The organism is Hymenobacter actinosclerus (assembly GCF_900111515.1).
Classification (GTDB): domain Bacteria; phylum Bacteroidota; class Bacteroidia; order Cytophagales; family Hymenobacteraceae; genus Hymenobacter; species Hymenobacter actinosclerus.
In genome coordinates this window covers 189,012-205,676 of sequence record NZ_FOHS01000004.1, presented here as the reverse complement: position 1 = coordinate 205,676, position 16,665 = coordinate 189,012, and the positions used below count along the sequence as shown (strand labels likewise).

At 64.6% G+C, this 16,665-nt stretch carries 14 protein-coding genes; 4 read left to right on the top strand and 10 right to left on the bottom strand.

The genetic code is table 11. The features are described 5' to 3' along the window. Positions 1-14 precede the first annotated feature (14 nt). Positions 15-3,602, bottom strand: coding sequence for a PAS domain S-box protein (locus tag BMY67_RS15650; protein ID WP_092773366.1), 3,588 nt, complete (start codon positions 3,600-3,602; stop codon positions 15-17). A gap of 151 nt (positions 3,603-3,753) precedes the next feature. Further along, positions 3,754-4,050 carry a hypothetical protein gene (locus tag BMY67_RS15645; protein ID WP_092773363.1) on the bottom strand — a complete coding sequence of 99 codons (297 nt, stop codon included), beginning with the start codon at positions 4,048-4,050 and terminating at the stop codon, positions 3,754-3,756. 213 nt (positions 4,051-4,263) lie between these two features. Here BMY67_RS15645 and BMY67_RS15640 point away from each other — a divergent pair, with 213 nt between their 5' ends. Then, the gene (locus BMY67_RS15640; protein WP_092773312.1) at positions 4,264-4,896 is read left to right on the top strand and encodes a DUF4136 domain-containing protein; all 633 of its coding nucleotides are present in this window, start codon (positions 4,264-4,266) and stop codon (positions 4,894-4,896) included. A gap of 89 nt (positions 4,897-4,985) precedes the next feature. Here the strand turns inward: BMY67_RS15640 and lipA are convergent, their stop codons facing one another. Further along, entirely contained in the window at positions 4,986-5,879 is an 894-nt protein-coding gene (lipA, locus tag BMY67_RS15635; protein ID WP_092773603.1) for a lipoyl synthase, read from the bottom strand. 136 nt (positions 5,880-6,015) lie between these two features. After that, complete coding sequence (locus BMY67_RS15630; protein ID WP_092773310.1) at positions 6,016-6,909, bottom strand: hypothetical protein; 894 nt, start codon at positions 6,907-6,909, stop codon at positions 6,016-6,018. A gap of 102 nt (positions 6,910-7,011) precedes the next feature. On the opposite strand from BMY67_RS15630, the gene BMY67_RS15625 reads away from it, so the two are divergent. Then, positions 7,012-7,416 (top strand): OsmC family protein, encoded by a 405-nt coding sequence (locus tag BMY67_RS15625; protein ID WP_092773308.1) that lies wholly within the window; start codon positions 7,012-7,014, stop codon positions 7,414-7,416. A 75-nt stretch (positions 7,417-7,491) separates the two neighbouring features. Here the strand turns inward: BMY67_RS15625 and ytxJ are convergent, their stop codons facing one another. The 4 genes from ytxJ to BMY67_RS15605 form a co-directional block, all read right to left on the bottom strand. Continuing rightward, a complete protein-coding gene (gene ytxJ, locus BMY67_RS15620; protein ID WP_092773306.1) occupies positions 7,492-7,833 on the bottom strand; it encodes a bacillithiol system redox-active protein YtxJ in 342 nt (113 codons plus the stop codon). A gap of 30 nt (positions 7,834-7,863) precedes the next feature. Beyond that, positions 7,864-8,199: a hypothetical protein gene (locus BMY67_RS15615; RefSeq protein ID WP_143069861.1), complete on the bottom strand. Its 336-nt coding sequence runs from the start codon at positions 8,197-8,199 to the stop codon at positions 7,864-7,866. Positions 8,200-8,327: 128 nt separating this feature from the next. Beyond that, entirely contained in the window at positions 8,328-8,648 is a 321-nt protein-coding gene (locus BMY67_RS15610) for a hypothetical protein (protein WP_143069860.1), read from the bottom strand. An 11-nt stretch (positions 8,649-8,659) separates the two neighbouring features. Continuing rightward, a complete protein-coding gene (locus BMY67_RS15605; protein WP_092773300.1) occupies positions 8,660-10,708 on the bottom strand; it encodes an alpha-ketoacid dehydrogenase subunit alpha/beta in 2,049 nt (682 codons plus the stop codon). Between the two features lie 138 nt (positions 10,709-10,846). Between BMY67_RS15605 and BMY67_RS15600 the strand changes: the two genes are divergently transcribed. Next, complete coding sequence (locus BMY67_RS15600) at positions 10,847-13,555, top strand: SusC/RagA family TonB-linked outer membrane protein (RefSeq protein ID WP_092773298.1); 2,709 nt, start codon at positions 10,847-10,849, stop codon at positions 13,553-13,555. 133 nt (positions 13,556-13,688) lie between these two features. Then, a complete protein-coding gene (locus BMY67_RS15595) occupies positions 13,689-14,969 on the top strand; it encodes a M16 family metallopeptidase (protein ID WP_092773296.1) in 1,281 nt (426 codons plus the stop codon). Positions 14,970-15,080: 111 nt separating this feature from the next. Here BMY67_RS15595 and BMY67_RS19380 read toward each other — a convergent pair whose 3' ends face one another. Further along, entirely contained in the window at positions 15,081-15,734 is a 654-nt protein-coding gene (locus tag BMY67_RS19380; RefSeq protein ID WP_177189865.1) for a hypothetical protein, read from the bottom strand. A gap of 258 nt (positions 15,735-15,992) precedes the next feature. Then, the gene (locus tag BMY67_RS15585) at positions 15,993-16,499 is read right to left on the bottom strand and encodes a hypothetical protein (protein ID WP_092773291.1); all 507 of its coding nucleotides are present in this window, start codon (positions 16,497-16,499) and stop codon (positions 15,993-15,995) included. Between the last annotated feature and the right edge of the window lie 166 nt (positions 16,500-16,665).

Genomic DNA, 16,665 nt, shown 5'->3' with positions numbered 1-16,665 from the left:
CCCACTATATTACCTTATTCCAGCCGTACGGTGCCGAGCTGCTCTACGGCGGTGGTCAGCGTTTCGGCCAGCGCGAAGGTGGCGTTGAGTAGCGCGTCGGAATCGGGCAGCGCGGCGGTGGCGGGCCGCGAGAGGGGTTCGAGCAGGGCCACGGCCGCATCGGTGCTTGTAATGCCCAGCAGCTGCAGCGAGGGGCGCAGCTTGTGGGCCAGCGCCCCCACGGTATCCCAGTCGGAGGCGGCGGCGGCTTCGCGCAGCTGGCTCACAACCAGCGGCGTGTGGGTGCGGAATGAGCCGATGATTTTCTGCATGAAAATGCTGCTGCCGTGCGCCGTGTCGCGCAGCCGGGTCAGGTCGAACAGCACGGGCTCCGGTTCAGGCGCGGCCGGTTCCGGTTCGGCGGCGGGCAGCGACACCGGCACCGGCTGGGTTTCCAGCCTGGCAGCCGGCACCGGCCGCAGGTTGGCCTCCAGCTTGTGCAACAGCTCCTCCTCCTCAAAGGGCTTGGACAGATAATCGAGGCCGGCGGCGCGGTAGGCCTCATCGTCGGAGCGCATTACGTTGGCCGTGAGGGCAATAACGGGCGTATCGGCCCGGTGCGGGTCGGGGTGGCGGCGCAGCTCGTGGGTTACATCGAGGCCACTCATGCCGGGCATCTGAATATCCATCAGCACCACGTCGTAGAGGCGGGCTTCGAGCTGCTGCAGGGCCTCGGGGCCATCGGAGGCCACGTGTGCTTCCACGGCCCAGCCTTCGAGCATCAGCAGGGCCAGCTGCTGATTGACGGGATGATCTTCGACCAGCAGCACGCGCCGGCCCCGGAGCCGCTCGTAGTCGGGCAGGGGGCGGGGCGCGGGGGCGGGCGCCAGGGCGGCAGCTTTGGGCAACGCGAGCGTGAAGTAGAACGTGCTGCCCCGCCCTTCGGCGCTGGACACCCACATCCGGCCGCCCAGCTGCTCCACCAGCCGCCGGCTGATGGTCAGGCCCAGGCCCGTACCGCCGAAGCGCCGCGAAATATCGGCGTAGGCCTGGGCGAAGTTCTCGAAGATGCTTTCCTGCTTATCGGGCGCGATGCCAATGCCGGTGTCGCGCACGCAGAACTCCAGGGCCAGCGTCTCGTCGGTTTCGTAGAGCAGCCGCCCGCCCAGCTCCACGTAGCCCTGGTGCGTGAACTTGAGGGCGTTGCTGAGCAGGTTGAGCAGAATCTGGTTGAGCCGGCCGGGGTCGCCTACCACCAGCGAGTGAGCCAGCGTCAGGGGCTGCACCCGCAGATCAATACTTTTTTCCTCGGCGCGGTAGGCCAGGCTCTGCACGGCTTCCTTCACCAGCTGGCACACGTCGAACGGCACCTGCTCCAGTTCCAGCTGGCCGGCTTCCATCTTGGCCACATCCAGCACGTCGTTGATGACGGTGAGCAGGTGGCGGCCCGAGCTGCGCAGAATCCGCAGGTGTTCCTGCTGGGTTTCGTTGAGCGGCGTTTTGGCCAGCAGCCCGGCCATGCCCAGAATGCCGTTGATGGGCGTGCGGATTTCGTGGCTCATGTTGGCCAGGAAGTTTTCCTTGGCCTGGGCCGTGTTTTCGGCTTCCTCCTTGGCCCGGATCAGCTCCTTTTCGGCCAGCAGGCGCTCGGTTATTTCCTGGCCGTAGGCAATTACGTAGGGCTCCTCGCCGGGCTCCTCCACCCGGTAGTTGTCGTAGATGAGGTGGTGGGGCCGGCCGTCGGGGCCGCTGAGCGTGAGCAGGCCCGTGAGCTGCTGCTGCTGCTCGTGGGCCTGGCGCAGGTACTGGTCGAGCTGGTAGTGGAACTCGGGCGCCAGAATCTGGCGCAGCGTGCGGCCCAGCAGCTGCTCGGGCGCCGCGCCCACCAGCTGGGCCGCCGCCGGGTTCACCGACAGAATCCGGCCGGTCAGGTCGTGGGTGCAGATCAGGGCCTGCGAGTACTGCATCAGGTCGCGGTACTGCTTGGTGCTCTTCTCCAGGGTCTGGCGGGCCTGCTTCATCTCCGTGATGTCGGTGCTCACCCCCAGCACGTTCACGCTGCCATCGGCCCGCACCAGCGGGCGCTTCACGGTTTGCAGCCACATAATGGTGCCGTCGCGCTGCGTAAACGTGTTTTCCTGCACCAGCTCCAGGCCGGTGCGCAGCACGTACTCGTCGGAGGCCACAAACTCCTGCAGCTCGCGGGCGGCCGGAGTGCCGGCCTCCGGGTTCTGGCGGTGGGTACTGCGTTCCAGCAGCTCGTCGAAGGTGCGGTTGCTGAACAGTACCGTGCCGCGGCCGTTGGTGGCCCAGATGATGCTGGGCGTGGTATCGACCACGGCCCGCACGAACGCCTGGTTTTCGCGCAGCTCGGCCTCGCGCTGGCGCAGCAGGTTTTCGGCGTTGTAGCGGTCGGTAATATCGATGCCGTAGCCGATAACCATGCGCAGCTCGCCGGCGGGCGTAAACACGGGGGCCATGTGGCGCAGGGCCAGCCGCGGGCCGTCGGGGCCGGTCAGGTGCTCTTCCCAGGCCAGCGTAACGCGCTGCTGCACTACCTGCTCGAACTGCTGGCGACGGTGCCGGGCCTGCTGGTCGGAGCGCCCGCGGTAGGCGGCGTACTCGAAGTCGTCGTGGCCGACAATCCAGTGGCGCAGCGCATCGTTGCGGATGGCGGCCGGGTTGACGAACTGGTAGCGGTGCCGGGCGTCGAACACGGCCACATCGGCGGGCAGCTGGTTGAGCACGGTTTCGTAGAACTCCTGCTGCTCGGCCAGCCGCTTCTCGGCCTCCTTGAGGGGAGTAATATCGGTCAGGTAGAGATTGGCGTACTGGTCGTCGGGGAAGGGCGTGATGGCCAGCTGAAAGCAGCGCGGGCCAAATCCAACCTCCATCTGCACCATTTGCTGGCTGTCGAGGGCTTCGCAGGCGGCCGCGTACAGCTGCCCGGCCAGGGCCGGCTCCTGCTCAGGCTCCAGGTATTCGAGGCGCAGGGCCTCAGCGGCGGGGTTGCTGTAGAGCAGCCGGCCATCGGCGTGCAGGCGCAGAATCAGGTTGGGGTCCTGGCCCGGAATGCGCGAGAGCGAATGCAGGTACTGCTCGGCCCGGCGGGCCTGCGTTACGTCGCGGCACGAGAGCAGGTAGCCGGCCGCCACCAGCTCGTCGGGGCCGCTAAGGGGCACGAAGTCGAGTTCGAGCACCGTGCCATCGGCCAGCTCCAGATCCTGCCCCAGCACCCGCTGGTTGGCCAGGCGCAGCGAGTCGAGGCGCTGGCGGACCAGCTCGGGCCGGGCGGCGCGGGCCAGCAGGGCTTCAATCAGCGGCTCCACGGGGCAGTCGAACAACCCCAGGGGCAGGGCTTCCTCAATGCCGAACAGGTCGCAGAACTCCTGGTTGAGCAGGGCCACCGTGCCGTTCTGATGCGCCACCAGTACGGCCACGCGCAGGTTCTGGGTCAGGCGGGTAATGCTGTCGGCCAGGCGCCCCACGGTGCGCTGGGTGGAGGCCAGGTGCCGGCGCAGCCCGGCCACCTGCACTTCCGAGGCCTGCCGGAGCCGGCGTTCCTGGGCCAGCTCGGCGGCCAGGCTTTCGAGAGTGGGAGCAGAAGCGGGAGAAGCAGCCATAGCACGGAATAATAGACCCCGAAGATACGCCGGATTAGCCATCCGACGCCCGACAAAGCGCTTAAAGCAGGCGGCCGGTGGGGGCCGCGCCGGCCCGGTTTGCCCACGGACCGGCGCGGCCCCCACCGGCCGGCCACAACTGATACGGCCGTTATTTACCGAAACAGGTGCGGTACATGTAGCCGGTTTCAGTTTTGCCGGCGGCCGTTACGCGCACTTTCAGGAAGTAGGCGCTAACCGTATCCATCACCTGCACCTCGCTGCCGGCATTGAGGGTGGCCAGCTGCTTGGAGGTCTTGGTCATGCCATCGTAGAGGATGCACTCGACCACCGACGTATGCTCCACGGGCTTGGAATCGGGGTGGCGCGAGCGGGAATCGTCGCGCGATGAGCTGCAGGAGGCGGTAAACAGGGCCAGCACGCCCAAATAGAGTACAGTTTTCTTCATGAGGGTAAAATCAGGAAACGACAATTTCGACAAAAGATAACCACAATTATAATCGCGGGGCAATTTTTGGCGTTATAATCTGCGCCGCTGTCCGGGCCCGCCCGGCCGCGCTGCTGGAACGTCCGGCCGCCCGCGGCTGTTGTTTAAGCATCCCGGGGCGCGGCTTTTCAGCTACCTGCCAACGGGGTTTCTCTTACTGATTTTTCTACTTCTATGAACCGCATTTCCCGCTTTCTGCGCCGCCCGCTCGCCTACTCCGTGCTGGGCCTGAGCCTGCTGCTGGGCGCTACCAGCTGCACCACCACGGCCCGCGTGGGCGTCACCTCCGATTACGACCACTCCGTCAACTTCCGCGCTTACCGCACCTGGGCCTGGTACCCGCAGCAGCGCACCGACACCGAGGGCGGCCCGGCCCAGGGCTACGAGTCGTTTCTGGACAAGCGCATTCGCTCGGCCGTTGAGCAGCAGCTGGGCCTGAAGGGCATGACGATGGTGGAAGCCACGGCCACGCCCGATGTATTTGTGGCCTACAGCGCCCGCGTCGAGGACAAGCAACGGTCGGTGGCCTCGCCCTACGGCCCCTACGGCTACCCCTACTACGGGTATGGCTACGGCTACGGCAGCCTCTACAACCGCGGCTACGTAACTGAATACAAGGCCGGCACGCTGATTCTGGACTTCGTGGATGCCAGCCGCAAGGAGCTGGCCTGGCGTGGCCAGGGTCAGGCCCAGGTGGATAACCAGACTATTTCCGAAGCCGAAGTGCAGCGGATCGTAACCAGCATTCTGGGCAACTACCCGCCCCAGGATGGCCGCCCCGCCAGTTCGCAGGCCTACCGCGAGTAAGCCAACGGCCCAGCTTTCAAATAACAAAAAGCCCGCTCTTCGTTTCGAAGAGCGGGCTTTTTTTAGCTTTTGCGGATTGGCAGCCCGGCTTAGATGGGCACGTTAACGTGGCGCTCGGCGTGGTAGCTGGAACGCACCAGCGGGCCGCTTTCCACGTACTTGAGGCCCCGGCGCAGCCCTTCTTCGCGGTAGTGGGCAAACAGGTCGGGGTGGATGAACTCGGCTACCTCGATGTGGCGCTTGGTGGGCTGCAGGTACTGGCCCAGCGTGAGGATGTCGAGGCCGTGGGCCACGAGGTCGTCCATGGCCTGGTACATTTCGTCCTTGGTTTCGCCCAGGCCCAGCATAATGCCCGACTTGGTGCGCTTGCCGGCCTCCTTGGTGCGCCGGATCTGCTCCAAGCTCCGGTCGTACTTGCCCTGAGGGCGCACGAGGCGGTAGAGGCTGCCCACGGTTTCCATGTTGTGCGACACCACTTCCTGGCCGCCGGCAATCATGGTATCGAGGGCGGCCCAGTTTGCCTTCACGTCCGGAATCAGGGTTTCGATGGTGGTAGCGGGGCTGAGCTGCTTGGTCTGCACCACGGTTTCGTACCACACGCTGGCCCCGCGGTCCTTCAGCTCGTCGCGGTTGACGCTGGTGAGCACGGCGTGCTTGACGCCCATGAGCTGAATGGCCTCGGCCACGCGGCGGGGCTCATCGAGGTCGAGCTCGGAGGGGCGGCCGGTGGCCACGGCGCAGAACGAGCACGAGCGGGTGCAGATGTTGCCCAGAATCATGAACGTGGCGGTACCGGCGCCCCAGCACTCGCCCATGTTGGGGCAGTTGCCGCTTTCGCAGATGGTGTGCAGCTTGTGCTCATCGACGAGGCGGCGCACATTGGCGTAGGCCGGGCCTACGGGAAGCTTCACACGCAGCCAGTCGGGCTTGCGGGCCTTGGTGGGGGCAGCAGCTTCGGGCTGAATAATAGGCAGAGTCAGCAACAGATCATCCATGGCACAAAGGTACGAGGAATGGGAATGAGGATAAGGCAGGAGCGCTAAAAGCATAAGGGATAAAAGACCGGGTTGTTTCGGCTTCTATCCCTTATGCTCGTAGCGGGCCCGTTTGGGGCGGTTATCAGTTGCGGCTGCCCAGGTAAACGGTCAGGTACACGGAGGGCAGAAACTGGTCGTTGATGGACTTGTCGTCGGTGAGCCGGTTGCGGATGATAACCGGGGTTTTGCTGTAGGCTTCCACCAGCGCACCCACCTCTACCCCGGTTACGGCGTCGCGGTAGCGGCCAAACTCGAAGTTGAGGGCTCCGCGCACGTGCGCCCCGATAATGGGTTTGGTGTCGCCGATACCCTTAAACAGCGGGGCGCGGTCGTAAATCCGGTCGAGCTGGGTATGAATGGCCGGGTCGTACTGCTCTTCGCGCACATCCACAGCCGAGGCACTGTTCGGGTCGGAATAAAGGTAGCTGATGTAGTAGGGCATCAGCAGGCCGATGGATGGGCCGCCGCTAAGCGAGGCATTTACCTGTACGCCGGCATCGGGGGCCTTCCGGAAAACAACGCGCTGCAACCCCACCGAGGGCCGAACGGAGTAGAAATAGTTGCTCTTGCCCAGCACAAACGAGCCGTTGGCCGAGGGCTCCTTCACCTCCTTGGGGTGCTTTATCTCCACCACCTCAATGCTCCAGAACCGCGACCAGTCCTGGGTAAGCAGGTGGGTAGAGCGGACACTGGCGCCGCCAATCAGGCCGCCGCGGGTGTTGAAATTGAGGCCGTAGGTGAACTCCTTGCGGTACGAAGGCTGGTCGCTGCTGATGCCGGGCCGGGCCGGCGGGGCCGCTTTGCGCGGGGCCGAAGTGCCGGGCTGCTCGGCGGAGCGGGCCGGGGCCGAAGTGCGGGATTGGTCGGCGGGGCGGGCTTGATCCCGGCGCTGGGCCTGGGCCCGCGGGGCAGCGGATAAGGCCAGCAGCAGGCCGCCGGCCAGGCAGGCAGCGGTACGTACGGGTCGAAGATGCATAGAAGGACGAGTGAAAAACGACGGGCCCGGCTGCCGCTGGCCGCCAACCCCTTCGAAAGTACGTAAATTAGCCCGCATACTTCGCCTGTTTACCTGTTTCTTATGAGCACCATTTCCGCCCGCTACGCCGGCCAGCTGCGCACCGAAGCCACCCATACCGCCTCGGGCAACACCATCCTGACGGATGCCCCCACCGATAACCAGGGCCGGGGCGAAGCGTTTTCGCCCACCGACCTGGTATGTGCGGCCCTGGGCGCCTGCATGATGACCATTATGGGCATCGTGGCTGAGCGCCACGGCCTCGACCTGACCAGCGCCACCTGGGACACGACCAAGCACATGCTCAGCGACCCGCGCCGCATCGGCCAGATTGACCTGACGTTCCGGCTGCCGGCCGCGCTGCCCGAAAAGGAGCGCACCCTGCTCGAACGCGCTGCTAAAACCTGCCCGGTAGCGCTCAGCTTAAACCCCGAAATAAAGCAGCAGGTTCAGTTTTCTTATGAGTAAGGAGATGGGGAGAAAAGCCCTGTCATGCTTCGACTCCGCTCCGCATGACAGGGCCTTTTTCTCGTTGGCTTCTCCCTATTTCACCTTCTGTTTCACGTCGCTCAGGCGGATGCCGTTGTGGGAGGCGTGGTAGGTGCACTCGCCGTCCTGGATGAGCAGTAGCTGGGGCGACTCGTGCTGCACCTGAAACTTTTGGGCCAGCTCCTGCGAGATGGGGCGGTAGCTCAGCAAATCGAGGTAATAGAGCTTGGTATTGTCGAGGTCGGCATCGGCCCACTGCCGCTCGATCTTGCTCTTAGCCATGGCGCTGATGGAGCAGGTAGTGCTATGCTTGAACACGATAACCGGCTGGTCGGCCGATTCGCGGACGATTTCGGAAAGCTGTTCGGCTTGGGTAAGGGGTTGCCAGGGGGTCATAGAGGGGGAGTAAAACAGAACAAAACGGTGCTACTGCACCGGGGCCGCGTTGGGCTTCTTACGACGAAGACGAAAATGCACCTTCGATTGTTCACTTACGCGGGGCGTGCCGTCGCGGTCGAACTTATAGTCGGGCTGCCCGGCGGGTAGTGGCAGCGCGGCCAGCCGGCCGCCGGCCTGCATGCGCAACTCCTTTTTGCGCACCGTCAGGTGCGACTCCTTGTAGCGCGCCTCCACTTTGCGGGCATCGCGCAGGGCCTTGCGGCTGGCGGCCCGCTGGCTGGCCGGGCTGCTGGATTCCAGCTGGGCCCGGGCGTCGGTGGCCGCCAAGGTTAGCAGCAGAGCCCCAATCAACAGATAACGCATAGTTTCGGGCGATAAAAGGTAAGCGAACAGCCTGGGCCGCGGGGCCGCCGGCACTACGGAAAGCTACGCATTCTGCAGCACACCGGCCCCGGCTCCTTCTACTACGGAGCATCAGGCAGTACGAGCAATCAGAAGGGCCACGGGATGCCCAGAAACTTACGCTGGTCGGTTTTGCGCTTCAGCCGCCGCCGCTCCAGCTTGGGCTTTTTCACGAGCCCGGTTTTTTTGTCGAGCACGTTCTTTTTGGTACGCACGGCTTCGCGCTCCACGTCCAGCGCCCGCCCGTCGGCCGACTCGTTGCCGCCCGCGGTGCGCTTGACTTTGGGCTGGGGCGGGCCCTGGGGGTCGGGGATGCGGTAGGGGTGGCGCTGGCAGGCGGGCGCCAGCAGCAGCGTGGCGGCCAGGCCCAGCATCCCCAGCCAGCGGCCCCGAACAGAAAAATGCTTCATTCGGCTGAGAATTAATAGCTGCGCATTTTCTCCACGGCGGCCCGCAGGCGCTGGCGGGGCAGGAAATCCTGCTCCAGCGTAGGCGCGAAGGGTACGGCCGTATCGAGCGAGGCTACCCGCATAATGGGCGCATCGAGGCTGTTGAAGCAGTTTTCGGCCACCCAGGCCCCTATTTCGCCGCCCAGGCCGCCAATCATGGTGTCTTCGTGCAGCAGAATGAGGCGGCCGGTTTTCTCCACGGTGCGGCGCACGGCCTGCTCATCCCAGGGCAGCAGCGTGCGCAGGTCCAGGATGTCGCAGTCGAGGTTCAGCTCGTCGGCCAGGGCCAGGGCCCAGTGCACGCCCGCGCCGTAGGTGACGATGCTCATTTCGTGGCCTTCGCGGGCCAGCGCCGCCTGCCCGATGGGCGTGGTGTAATAGGCGTCGGGCACGGGGCCCGAGAGGCTGCGGTAGAGCAGCTTGTGCTCAAAAAACAGGACGGGGTTGGGGTCGGCCAGGGCAGCGCAGAGCAGGCCCTTAGCATCGTGCGGGTTGCTCGGGAACACCACCTTCAGGCCGGGCGTGTGGGTAAACCAGGCCTCGTTGCTCTGGCTGTGGAAGGGCCCGGCGGCCGAGCCGGCGCCGGTGGGCATGCGCACCACCACGTCGGCGTTCTGGCCCCAGCGGTAGTGGCTTTTCGCCAGGTTGTTGATAATCTGGTTGAAGCCGCAGGTTACGAAATCGGCGAACTGCATCTCCACCATGGCCTTTTTGCCCCGGATGCTCAGCCCCAGTCCCGCGCCCACAATGGCCGACTCGCAGAGCGGCGTGTTGCGCACCCGGCCCTTGCCGAACTGCGCCACAAAACCGTCGGTAATCTTGAACACGCCGCCGTACTCGGCAATGTCCTGCCCCATCAGCACCAGCTCCGGAAACCGTTCCATGCTCTGCCGCAGCCCGTCGGAAATGGCGTCGATGTAGCGTTTTTCGGTGGCTGGCTTTGTTGTCAGTTGGTCGTTGTCAGTTGTTAGTGGCTGGTTGTTCGTCAATGAGTCTTCTTCTGAAGCTGACAACTGACCACTATCAACTGACAACTCGCCAGCCGGAGCGTACATATCGGCCAGCTCGCGGGCGGCGTCGGGGGTGGGCACGGGGGCGGCGTCGGCTTCTTTGAGGCCCTCCTCGATTTCGCGCTTGATGGTTTCGCGGTAGCGCATGCGGGCTTCTTCGTCGAGGATGCCTTCTGCCAGCAGCCACTTTTCGTAGTTTTCCACCGGGTCCTTCTGGGCCCATTCGGTGAACAGCTCCTGGGGCACGTACTTGGTGCCGCTGGCCTCTTCGTGGCCGCGCATCCGGAAGGTGAGGGCCTCCAGCAGCACGGGGCGCGGGTTCTGGCGAAGGTCTTCGGCCAGGCGCTTCACCGTGTCGTACACTTCGAGCACGTTGTTGCCATCTACCTGCACGGCCTCCATGCCGTAAGCGGGGCCCTTATCCACGAAGTAGCGGAAGCGGAACTGCTCGTTGGAGGGCGTGCTCAGGCCGTAGCCGTTGTTTTCGACGATGAAGATAACCGGCAGCTGCCACACGGCAGCCACGTTCAGGGCCTCGTGAAAGTCGCCCTCCGAAGCGCCACCGTCGCCGCTGTAGGTTACCGTGACGCGGGGTTTCTCATCCAGCACGTCGGCCAGAGCAATGCCGCCGGCCACGGCCAGCTGGGGGCCAAGGTGCGAAATCATGCCCACGATGTGGTGCTCGTTGGTGCCGAAATGGAAGCTTCGGTCGCGGCCCTTGGTGAAGCCGGTGGCCTTGCCCTGCCACTGCGCAAACAGCCGGCCCAGCGGAATGTCGCGGCCCGTAAACACGCCCAGGTTGCGGTGCAGGGGCAGAATGTACTCGTCGGGCTGCAGGGCCAGGGTACTGCCCACCGAAATGGCCTCCTGCCCGATGCCCGAAAACCACTTGCTGACCTTGCCCTGCCGCAGCAGAATCAGCATTTTCTCCTCAATCATTCGGGGCTTGAGCAGGTGGTGGTACAGGTGCAGCAGCGTGTCGTTGGAGTAGTCCTTGCGGTCGAATTGCATAGCGAAGAGGCCGGTAACGGATGGGGAAGGCCAAAAGTACGGGTTTGGGTTGGAAGGGAAATATTTAGCGCCCGATTGTGAAATCTGAGCGGGCTCCACATCTACCTTTAGAGTCCAATTTCCCTACCCACCATTTCTATGGTTCGACTATTACCCCTCAGTTTCCTGCTGCCCCTCACCCTGCCCGCCCTGGCCCAGCAAGCCGACACTGTGCGGCTACCAGATGTGTGCATTGAAAAGTCATTGATTCTGGATCAGACTATATATAAGTCTTGCTGGCCTTTGGGGCAGACGCCGCTGCTGGATAATCAATGCCCCGAACACTATATCCCCTCCCTCCTGCCCCTCCAGGAGCAACTCCGGCAGGTAGCCGGAGTGCAGGCCACGCCCTACTCGGGGGCGCCCGGCACCGGCGAGGTGGTGCGCATCCGGGGCGCGGCCAGCATCGACAGCCACGTGCAGCCGCTGTACGTGGTCGATGGGGTGCCAATGTTCCAGTACCGCTTCAGCAGCTTTATGCCGCAGGAGGCCAACTCACCCTACTCATCCGACTTCAATTTCGAGGCCGGCTCCAACCCACTGCTGAGCATCCCGGTGGCTGATGTTGAGCAGGTGCAGGTATTGAAAGGGGCCTACGAAACCGGCCAATACGGCTTTCTGGGCCAGAACGGCGTCATCCTCATCACCACCAAGCGCGGCAAGGCCGGCCAGGCGCCGCGCGTGCACTACGCCGGCTACGGTGGCGTGCAGCAGGCCCGCCACCGCTACGACTTGCTCGGGGCCCGTGAGCTGGCCGAAGTACACAACGAGGCCAACCGCAACAACGGCTACGACCCCGAATACTCGCCCGCCCAGCTCGCCGCCTTCGGCCGGGGTACCGACTGGCAAAGCGAGTTGCTGCGCACCGCCGCCATCCAGGAGCACCACCTGAGCACCGACGGCAGCTTCGGGACAGCCGACACGCAGTTCGGCACGCGCTACTACCTGGGCGCCGACTACCTGCGCCAGACTGGCATCGTGCTCAACTCCAGCCTCCAACGCTACGCCCTGCGCTTCAACCTCGACCAGCAACTGGGCCGGCGGGCGCATTTCAGCGCGGGCCTGAGCTATGGCGAAACCCAGGAGCGGCGGCTGGCGCAAACCGGCTTGCAACAGGCCATGCCCGTTGCCCTGTACTACCTGCCCATGATACCGGTGTATGCGCCCAACGGCGACTATGCCACCGATTACGACAACCCCAACCCCGTGCAGCGGGCCCGGCAGAACTACGCCACCCCGCGCAACCGTCGCCTGCTGGCCCGCGGTCAGATGCAGTTTGAATTGCTAACCGGCCTCAAGCTCGACTTGCGGGTTTCCCTGGAGCGCGATGCGCTGCAGGCCAGCGAATACGAGGGCCCGCGCGTAGTAAGCAGCACTGCTCCAACTGATGGCCAGGAAATCAGGCAGCGCGAGGCCACTTACCGGCAGCGCCTGCTGAACCCGGCCCTGCGGTTCGACCGCACGTTCGGCGGGAAGCATGCGGTGCAAGCCTCTATAGAAGCCGCGCACTGGCAGCGCGACGAAAGCCGGAGCGTGCTCACCTTCGGCCGCGGCGGACTGCCGCCATTTAATGTCCCACCCGGCCGCAACGACTTTGGTTATTCCAGCTACGAAACCAGCCAGCAGTATCAGGCCATCACGGCCCGCGTCGGCTACACTTACGCCGGCCGTTACGCGGTGGCGGCCAGCTGGCAGCGCAACGCCACGCCGCTGCTAGGCGGCTCTGAGGCCTCTCAGTACCTGCCCGCCGCCCAGCTGAGCTGGCACGCGGGCGAGGAAGCCTGGCTGAAAGACCGGGGCATCATCAGCCGGCTCGATGCCCGGGTGGGCTGGGGAGTCACCAGCAACCGGGGCAATTTTGCGGGCAGCCACGGTTTCAATCAACCCCTCGGCGGCAACCTGGGCAGTTACTTTCTGTTTCTGGATGAGCTGACCACTCAGTACGACGCGGGGCTGGACGTGGGCCTGTGGCAGAACCGGCTCACGCTCAGCGCCGCCCTGTACCGGCGCGAAACCGATATCCGGCTGGGCATAGGTAGCCCCGATGAATCGGAACTGCTGAACCGGGGGCTGGAAACCACGGTGGCGGCCAGCTGGCAGGCCGGCAAGCTCAGCGGCACGAGCAGCCTCGCGGCCTCTTTCAACCACAACCGCTACCAACGGCCAGCCGATGCCCCGATTCAGATTTTTGTACCAGGGCCCAATTTTGTTCTGATTTCCGACCAGCCCGTTTCCACGTTCTACGGCTCGCGCTACCTGGGACCCGATGCCAGCGGCGACCCGCAGTTTGCGTCGCAGAACCGCGAAGCCCTGGGTTCGGGCCTGCCCCGGCAGCTGCTGAGCCTGAGCCAGACGGCGCGCTATGGCCGCCTCAGCCTCCAATTTCAGGTCGATGGCATGTTTGGCTATCAGGTGTACGACCCCAACCTGGCGCTGCTCGATGTGCCCACCGGCTACTTCAACGCCAGCACCCGCGTGCGCAACCGGTGGACGCCGACCAACACCAACACCCAGGTACCCCGGGCGGGTGCCAGCTACACCAGGTTCGGCCAGGTCAGCAACTACACGCTGCAGTCAGGCAACCACCTCCGGTTGAGCGCCCTCACGCTCGCGGCCGATGTATGGAAACACGGCGCACGTAACGCGGCCGTATTCGTAAGCGGCACCAATCTGCTCGTCATCAGCAAATACCGCGGCTTCGACCCCAATGTGAGCGGCGGCGAGGCCGACCCCCGGCAGGCTGGCCTGGATAGAGGCTACTACCCCACCGCCCGTACCGTGGCCGTGGGCGTGCGCGCCACGCTGTAGCGGCGGCCCGGCCGAAACTTCCGTTTTGGCGAGTTGGTTAGCTTGCTGACTGACTGGTCTGGTTTCCCCGACCCGGCCCACCCACCGCCCATAAGCTTGTAGCTTGCCGCTGAAAGCTTGTAGCTCCTTTTTTATGATTCAGTTCGAAGAATTTACCCTCGATAACGGCCTGCGCTGCATTGTGCACGAAGACCATACCACGCCGCTGGCCGTGCTCAACGTGCTTTACAACGTGGGCTCGCGCGACGAAACGCCCGACCAGACCGGCTTTGCCCACCTGTTCGAGCACCTCATGTTCTCGGGCTCCGTCAACATCCCCAGCTACGATGAGCCGCTGCAGCTGGTAGGCGGCGAGAACAACGCTTTCACCTCGCCCGACATCACCAACTACTACCTCACGCTGCCGGCCGCCAACCTGGAAACCGGCTTCTGGCTCGAATCGGACCGGATGCTGAACCTGGCGTTTTCCGACAACGGGCTGGAGGTGCAGCGCAAGGTGGTGGTCGAGGAGTTCAAGCAGAACTACCTCAACCAGCCCTACGGCGACGTGTGGCTGAAACTGCGGCCCCTGGCCTATCAGCACCACCCCTACCAGTGGGCCACCATCGGCAAGGAAATCAGCCACATCGAAGACGCCACGATGGCGCAGGTACGGGCCTTCTTCGCCAAGCACTACGCCCCCGCCAACGCCATTCTGGTAGTGGCCGGCGACGTAACCGTGGCCGAGGCCCGGCGGCTGGCCGAAAAGTGGTTCGGCCCCATTCCGGGCGGTACCCGCTACGAGCGGCAGCTGCCCGCCGAGCCCCGCCAGGAAGAAGCCCGCTTCCTCGAAATCCACGCCGAAGTGCCTTTGTCGGCGCTCTACAAGGTGTACCACATGCCCGGCCGGGGCCAGGAGGGCTACTACCCCGCCGATTTGCTGTCAGACGTGCTGGGCCGGGGCAAGTCGAGCCGCTTGTACCAGCGGCTGGTGAAGGAGCAGGAGCTGTTCAACTCGCTTTCGGCCTCCGTGATGGGCTCGATGGAGCCGGGCCTGCTCGTTATCAGCGGCAAGCTCAACGCCGACATCACCCTGGAGCAGGCCGATATGGCCGTAGAGGCCGTAGTAGCCGAGCTGCTGACCACCGAAGTGCCCGCCGAGGAGCTGGAAAAGGTGAAAAACCAGGCCGAAGTCAGCATCGTGTTTGGCGAGATTGAGCTGCTGAACCGGGCCATGAGTCTGGCCTTCAGCAAGCTGCTGGGCGACGCCAACCTAGTCAACGAGGAAAGCGCCAAAATCCAGGCCGTGACGCCCGCGCAGGTGCAGGCGGCCGCCCGCGAGGTGCTGCGCCCCGAAAACTGCAGCACCCTCTACTACCGCGCCACCCCCATTGCCGAGCCCGTGCTGGTAGAAGTGGCCGACAGCGCTAACTAAGCGCGCTTTCAATACAAAAAGAAGCCCGCCCAGCAGTAGCTGAGCGGGTTTCTTTTTGTATCAGAGAGTGGGCAGAAACAATGCCCGGGCCGGCAGGTAGCCCGGCCGCTGTTACCAGCCGCTGCCACCGCTGCCCCAGCCGTCGTCGGCTTTTTTGGCGGGTGCTTTTTTGGCGGGGGCGGCGGCCTTTTTAGTAGCGGCGGCACCACCGTTCTTCGTGCCGGCAGCCGTAGCGGCCGTTGCGGTGGCAGGTTTTGCGGTGGGCATAGGAGCCGGGGCAGCGGCTATTGGCTCGGGCTCAGGCACCAGAATGGGCGCGGGGGCAGCCATAGTGGGCGGCGCAATGTCGGCCGAGCGTACCGAGCGGCGTACGTAGGGCGCCAGCGGGCGGCCTCGGTAGTCGGTGGTTACGCGGCGCGAAGGCGCAGCCGTGAAGCCAGGCGCAATGCTGGCCCCGATGGGCTGCTCTTCGTAGACGGGGCCGGTAGCGGCGGCAGTACCAGCGGCACCGCTGGCCCCACCCCACTCGCTACCGGCAGAAGCGGCCGCCGCAGCAGGGGCGGCGGGCTCGGGAGCGGCCATGGCTGGAGCGGCCTTGGCAGGCGTTGCTTTAGCCGCTTTGGCCGGAGCAGCCTTCTTCGGAGCGGGAGTGCCCCAGCCGTCGCCGGCGTCGCCCCAGCCGTCCGATTTCTTTTGCGCTACGGCCGGTGCGGCCAGGAATATGCCGCCGAGCAGCAACAGCGGAACTAGTTGACGATTCGTCATGAAACAGATGCTAAACAGATTGTTAACGCAAAGATACAGCGCCTTGCGCGGGTCCGAAATACTCTTCTCACATTTCGGCGGCCTAAATGCTGGCGGCTACCGAATCCGGCGGTCAGGTCCCCGGATAACGCGCACGTTGTCCGGATGTTGCCTAACGGAAGAGCCCCGTTCATCGTTCCATTTTTCTTTGTTTCAGGTGATTGGTTCTGCCACCACAGCAGCAGGGCGGCTGTTTTGTGCTCCTAAAAATGCGGCCGCCTACCAGCCGGCGGCAACTGCCGTAGCATCGGCGGCCGGGGCGGCGGGGGCTGGCTTGGCCAGCGGACGGCCCTGGTAGTCGGTGCTCACGCCGCGGTGCGGCGCCGTGTTCATGCCCGGGGCCAGCATCACGCCCGAAGAGGCCATTACCGGGTCGGTGGACGTGGTGCGTACCGAACGTGGCCGGAACGATTTGCGACGGGCCACCGGGCGGCCGTTGTAGTCGGTGCTGGTGCCACGGTAGGGCGAAGAGCTCATGCCCGGCGCCACCAGCACGCCCGAGGAGTGCATCATGGCATCATCGGCCGGGATGACGGCAGCGCCGGGGGCAGTGGCATAATCGGCAGCGGGGGTGGTAACGGGAGTTGGCGCGGGCCAGTCGCCCCAGCCGTCGGCGTCGTTCAGGCTAGTGCTGGCAGCGGGTGCGGGAGTAGTTGACTGGGCCTGGGCCAGGGGCGCACTGAGGAAGGCAGCGGCCGCAGCGGCCGCGAAAAACAGCTTTTTCATCGCAAAGAAAGTCAGGAGTGAAGCCGACTGGCCGGGGTGGCGGGGCGGCACGGCCGGCTGGTACCGGCGGGCTGCTTAGCCGTTTTGCAGCAACCGTACCAACTCGGCCGGCAGCAGTAGCGCGGCAGGCCCTGCCTATGTTTATCTAACTGGTAATCAAGGATTA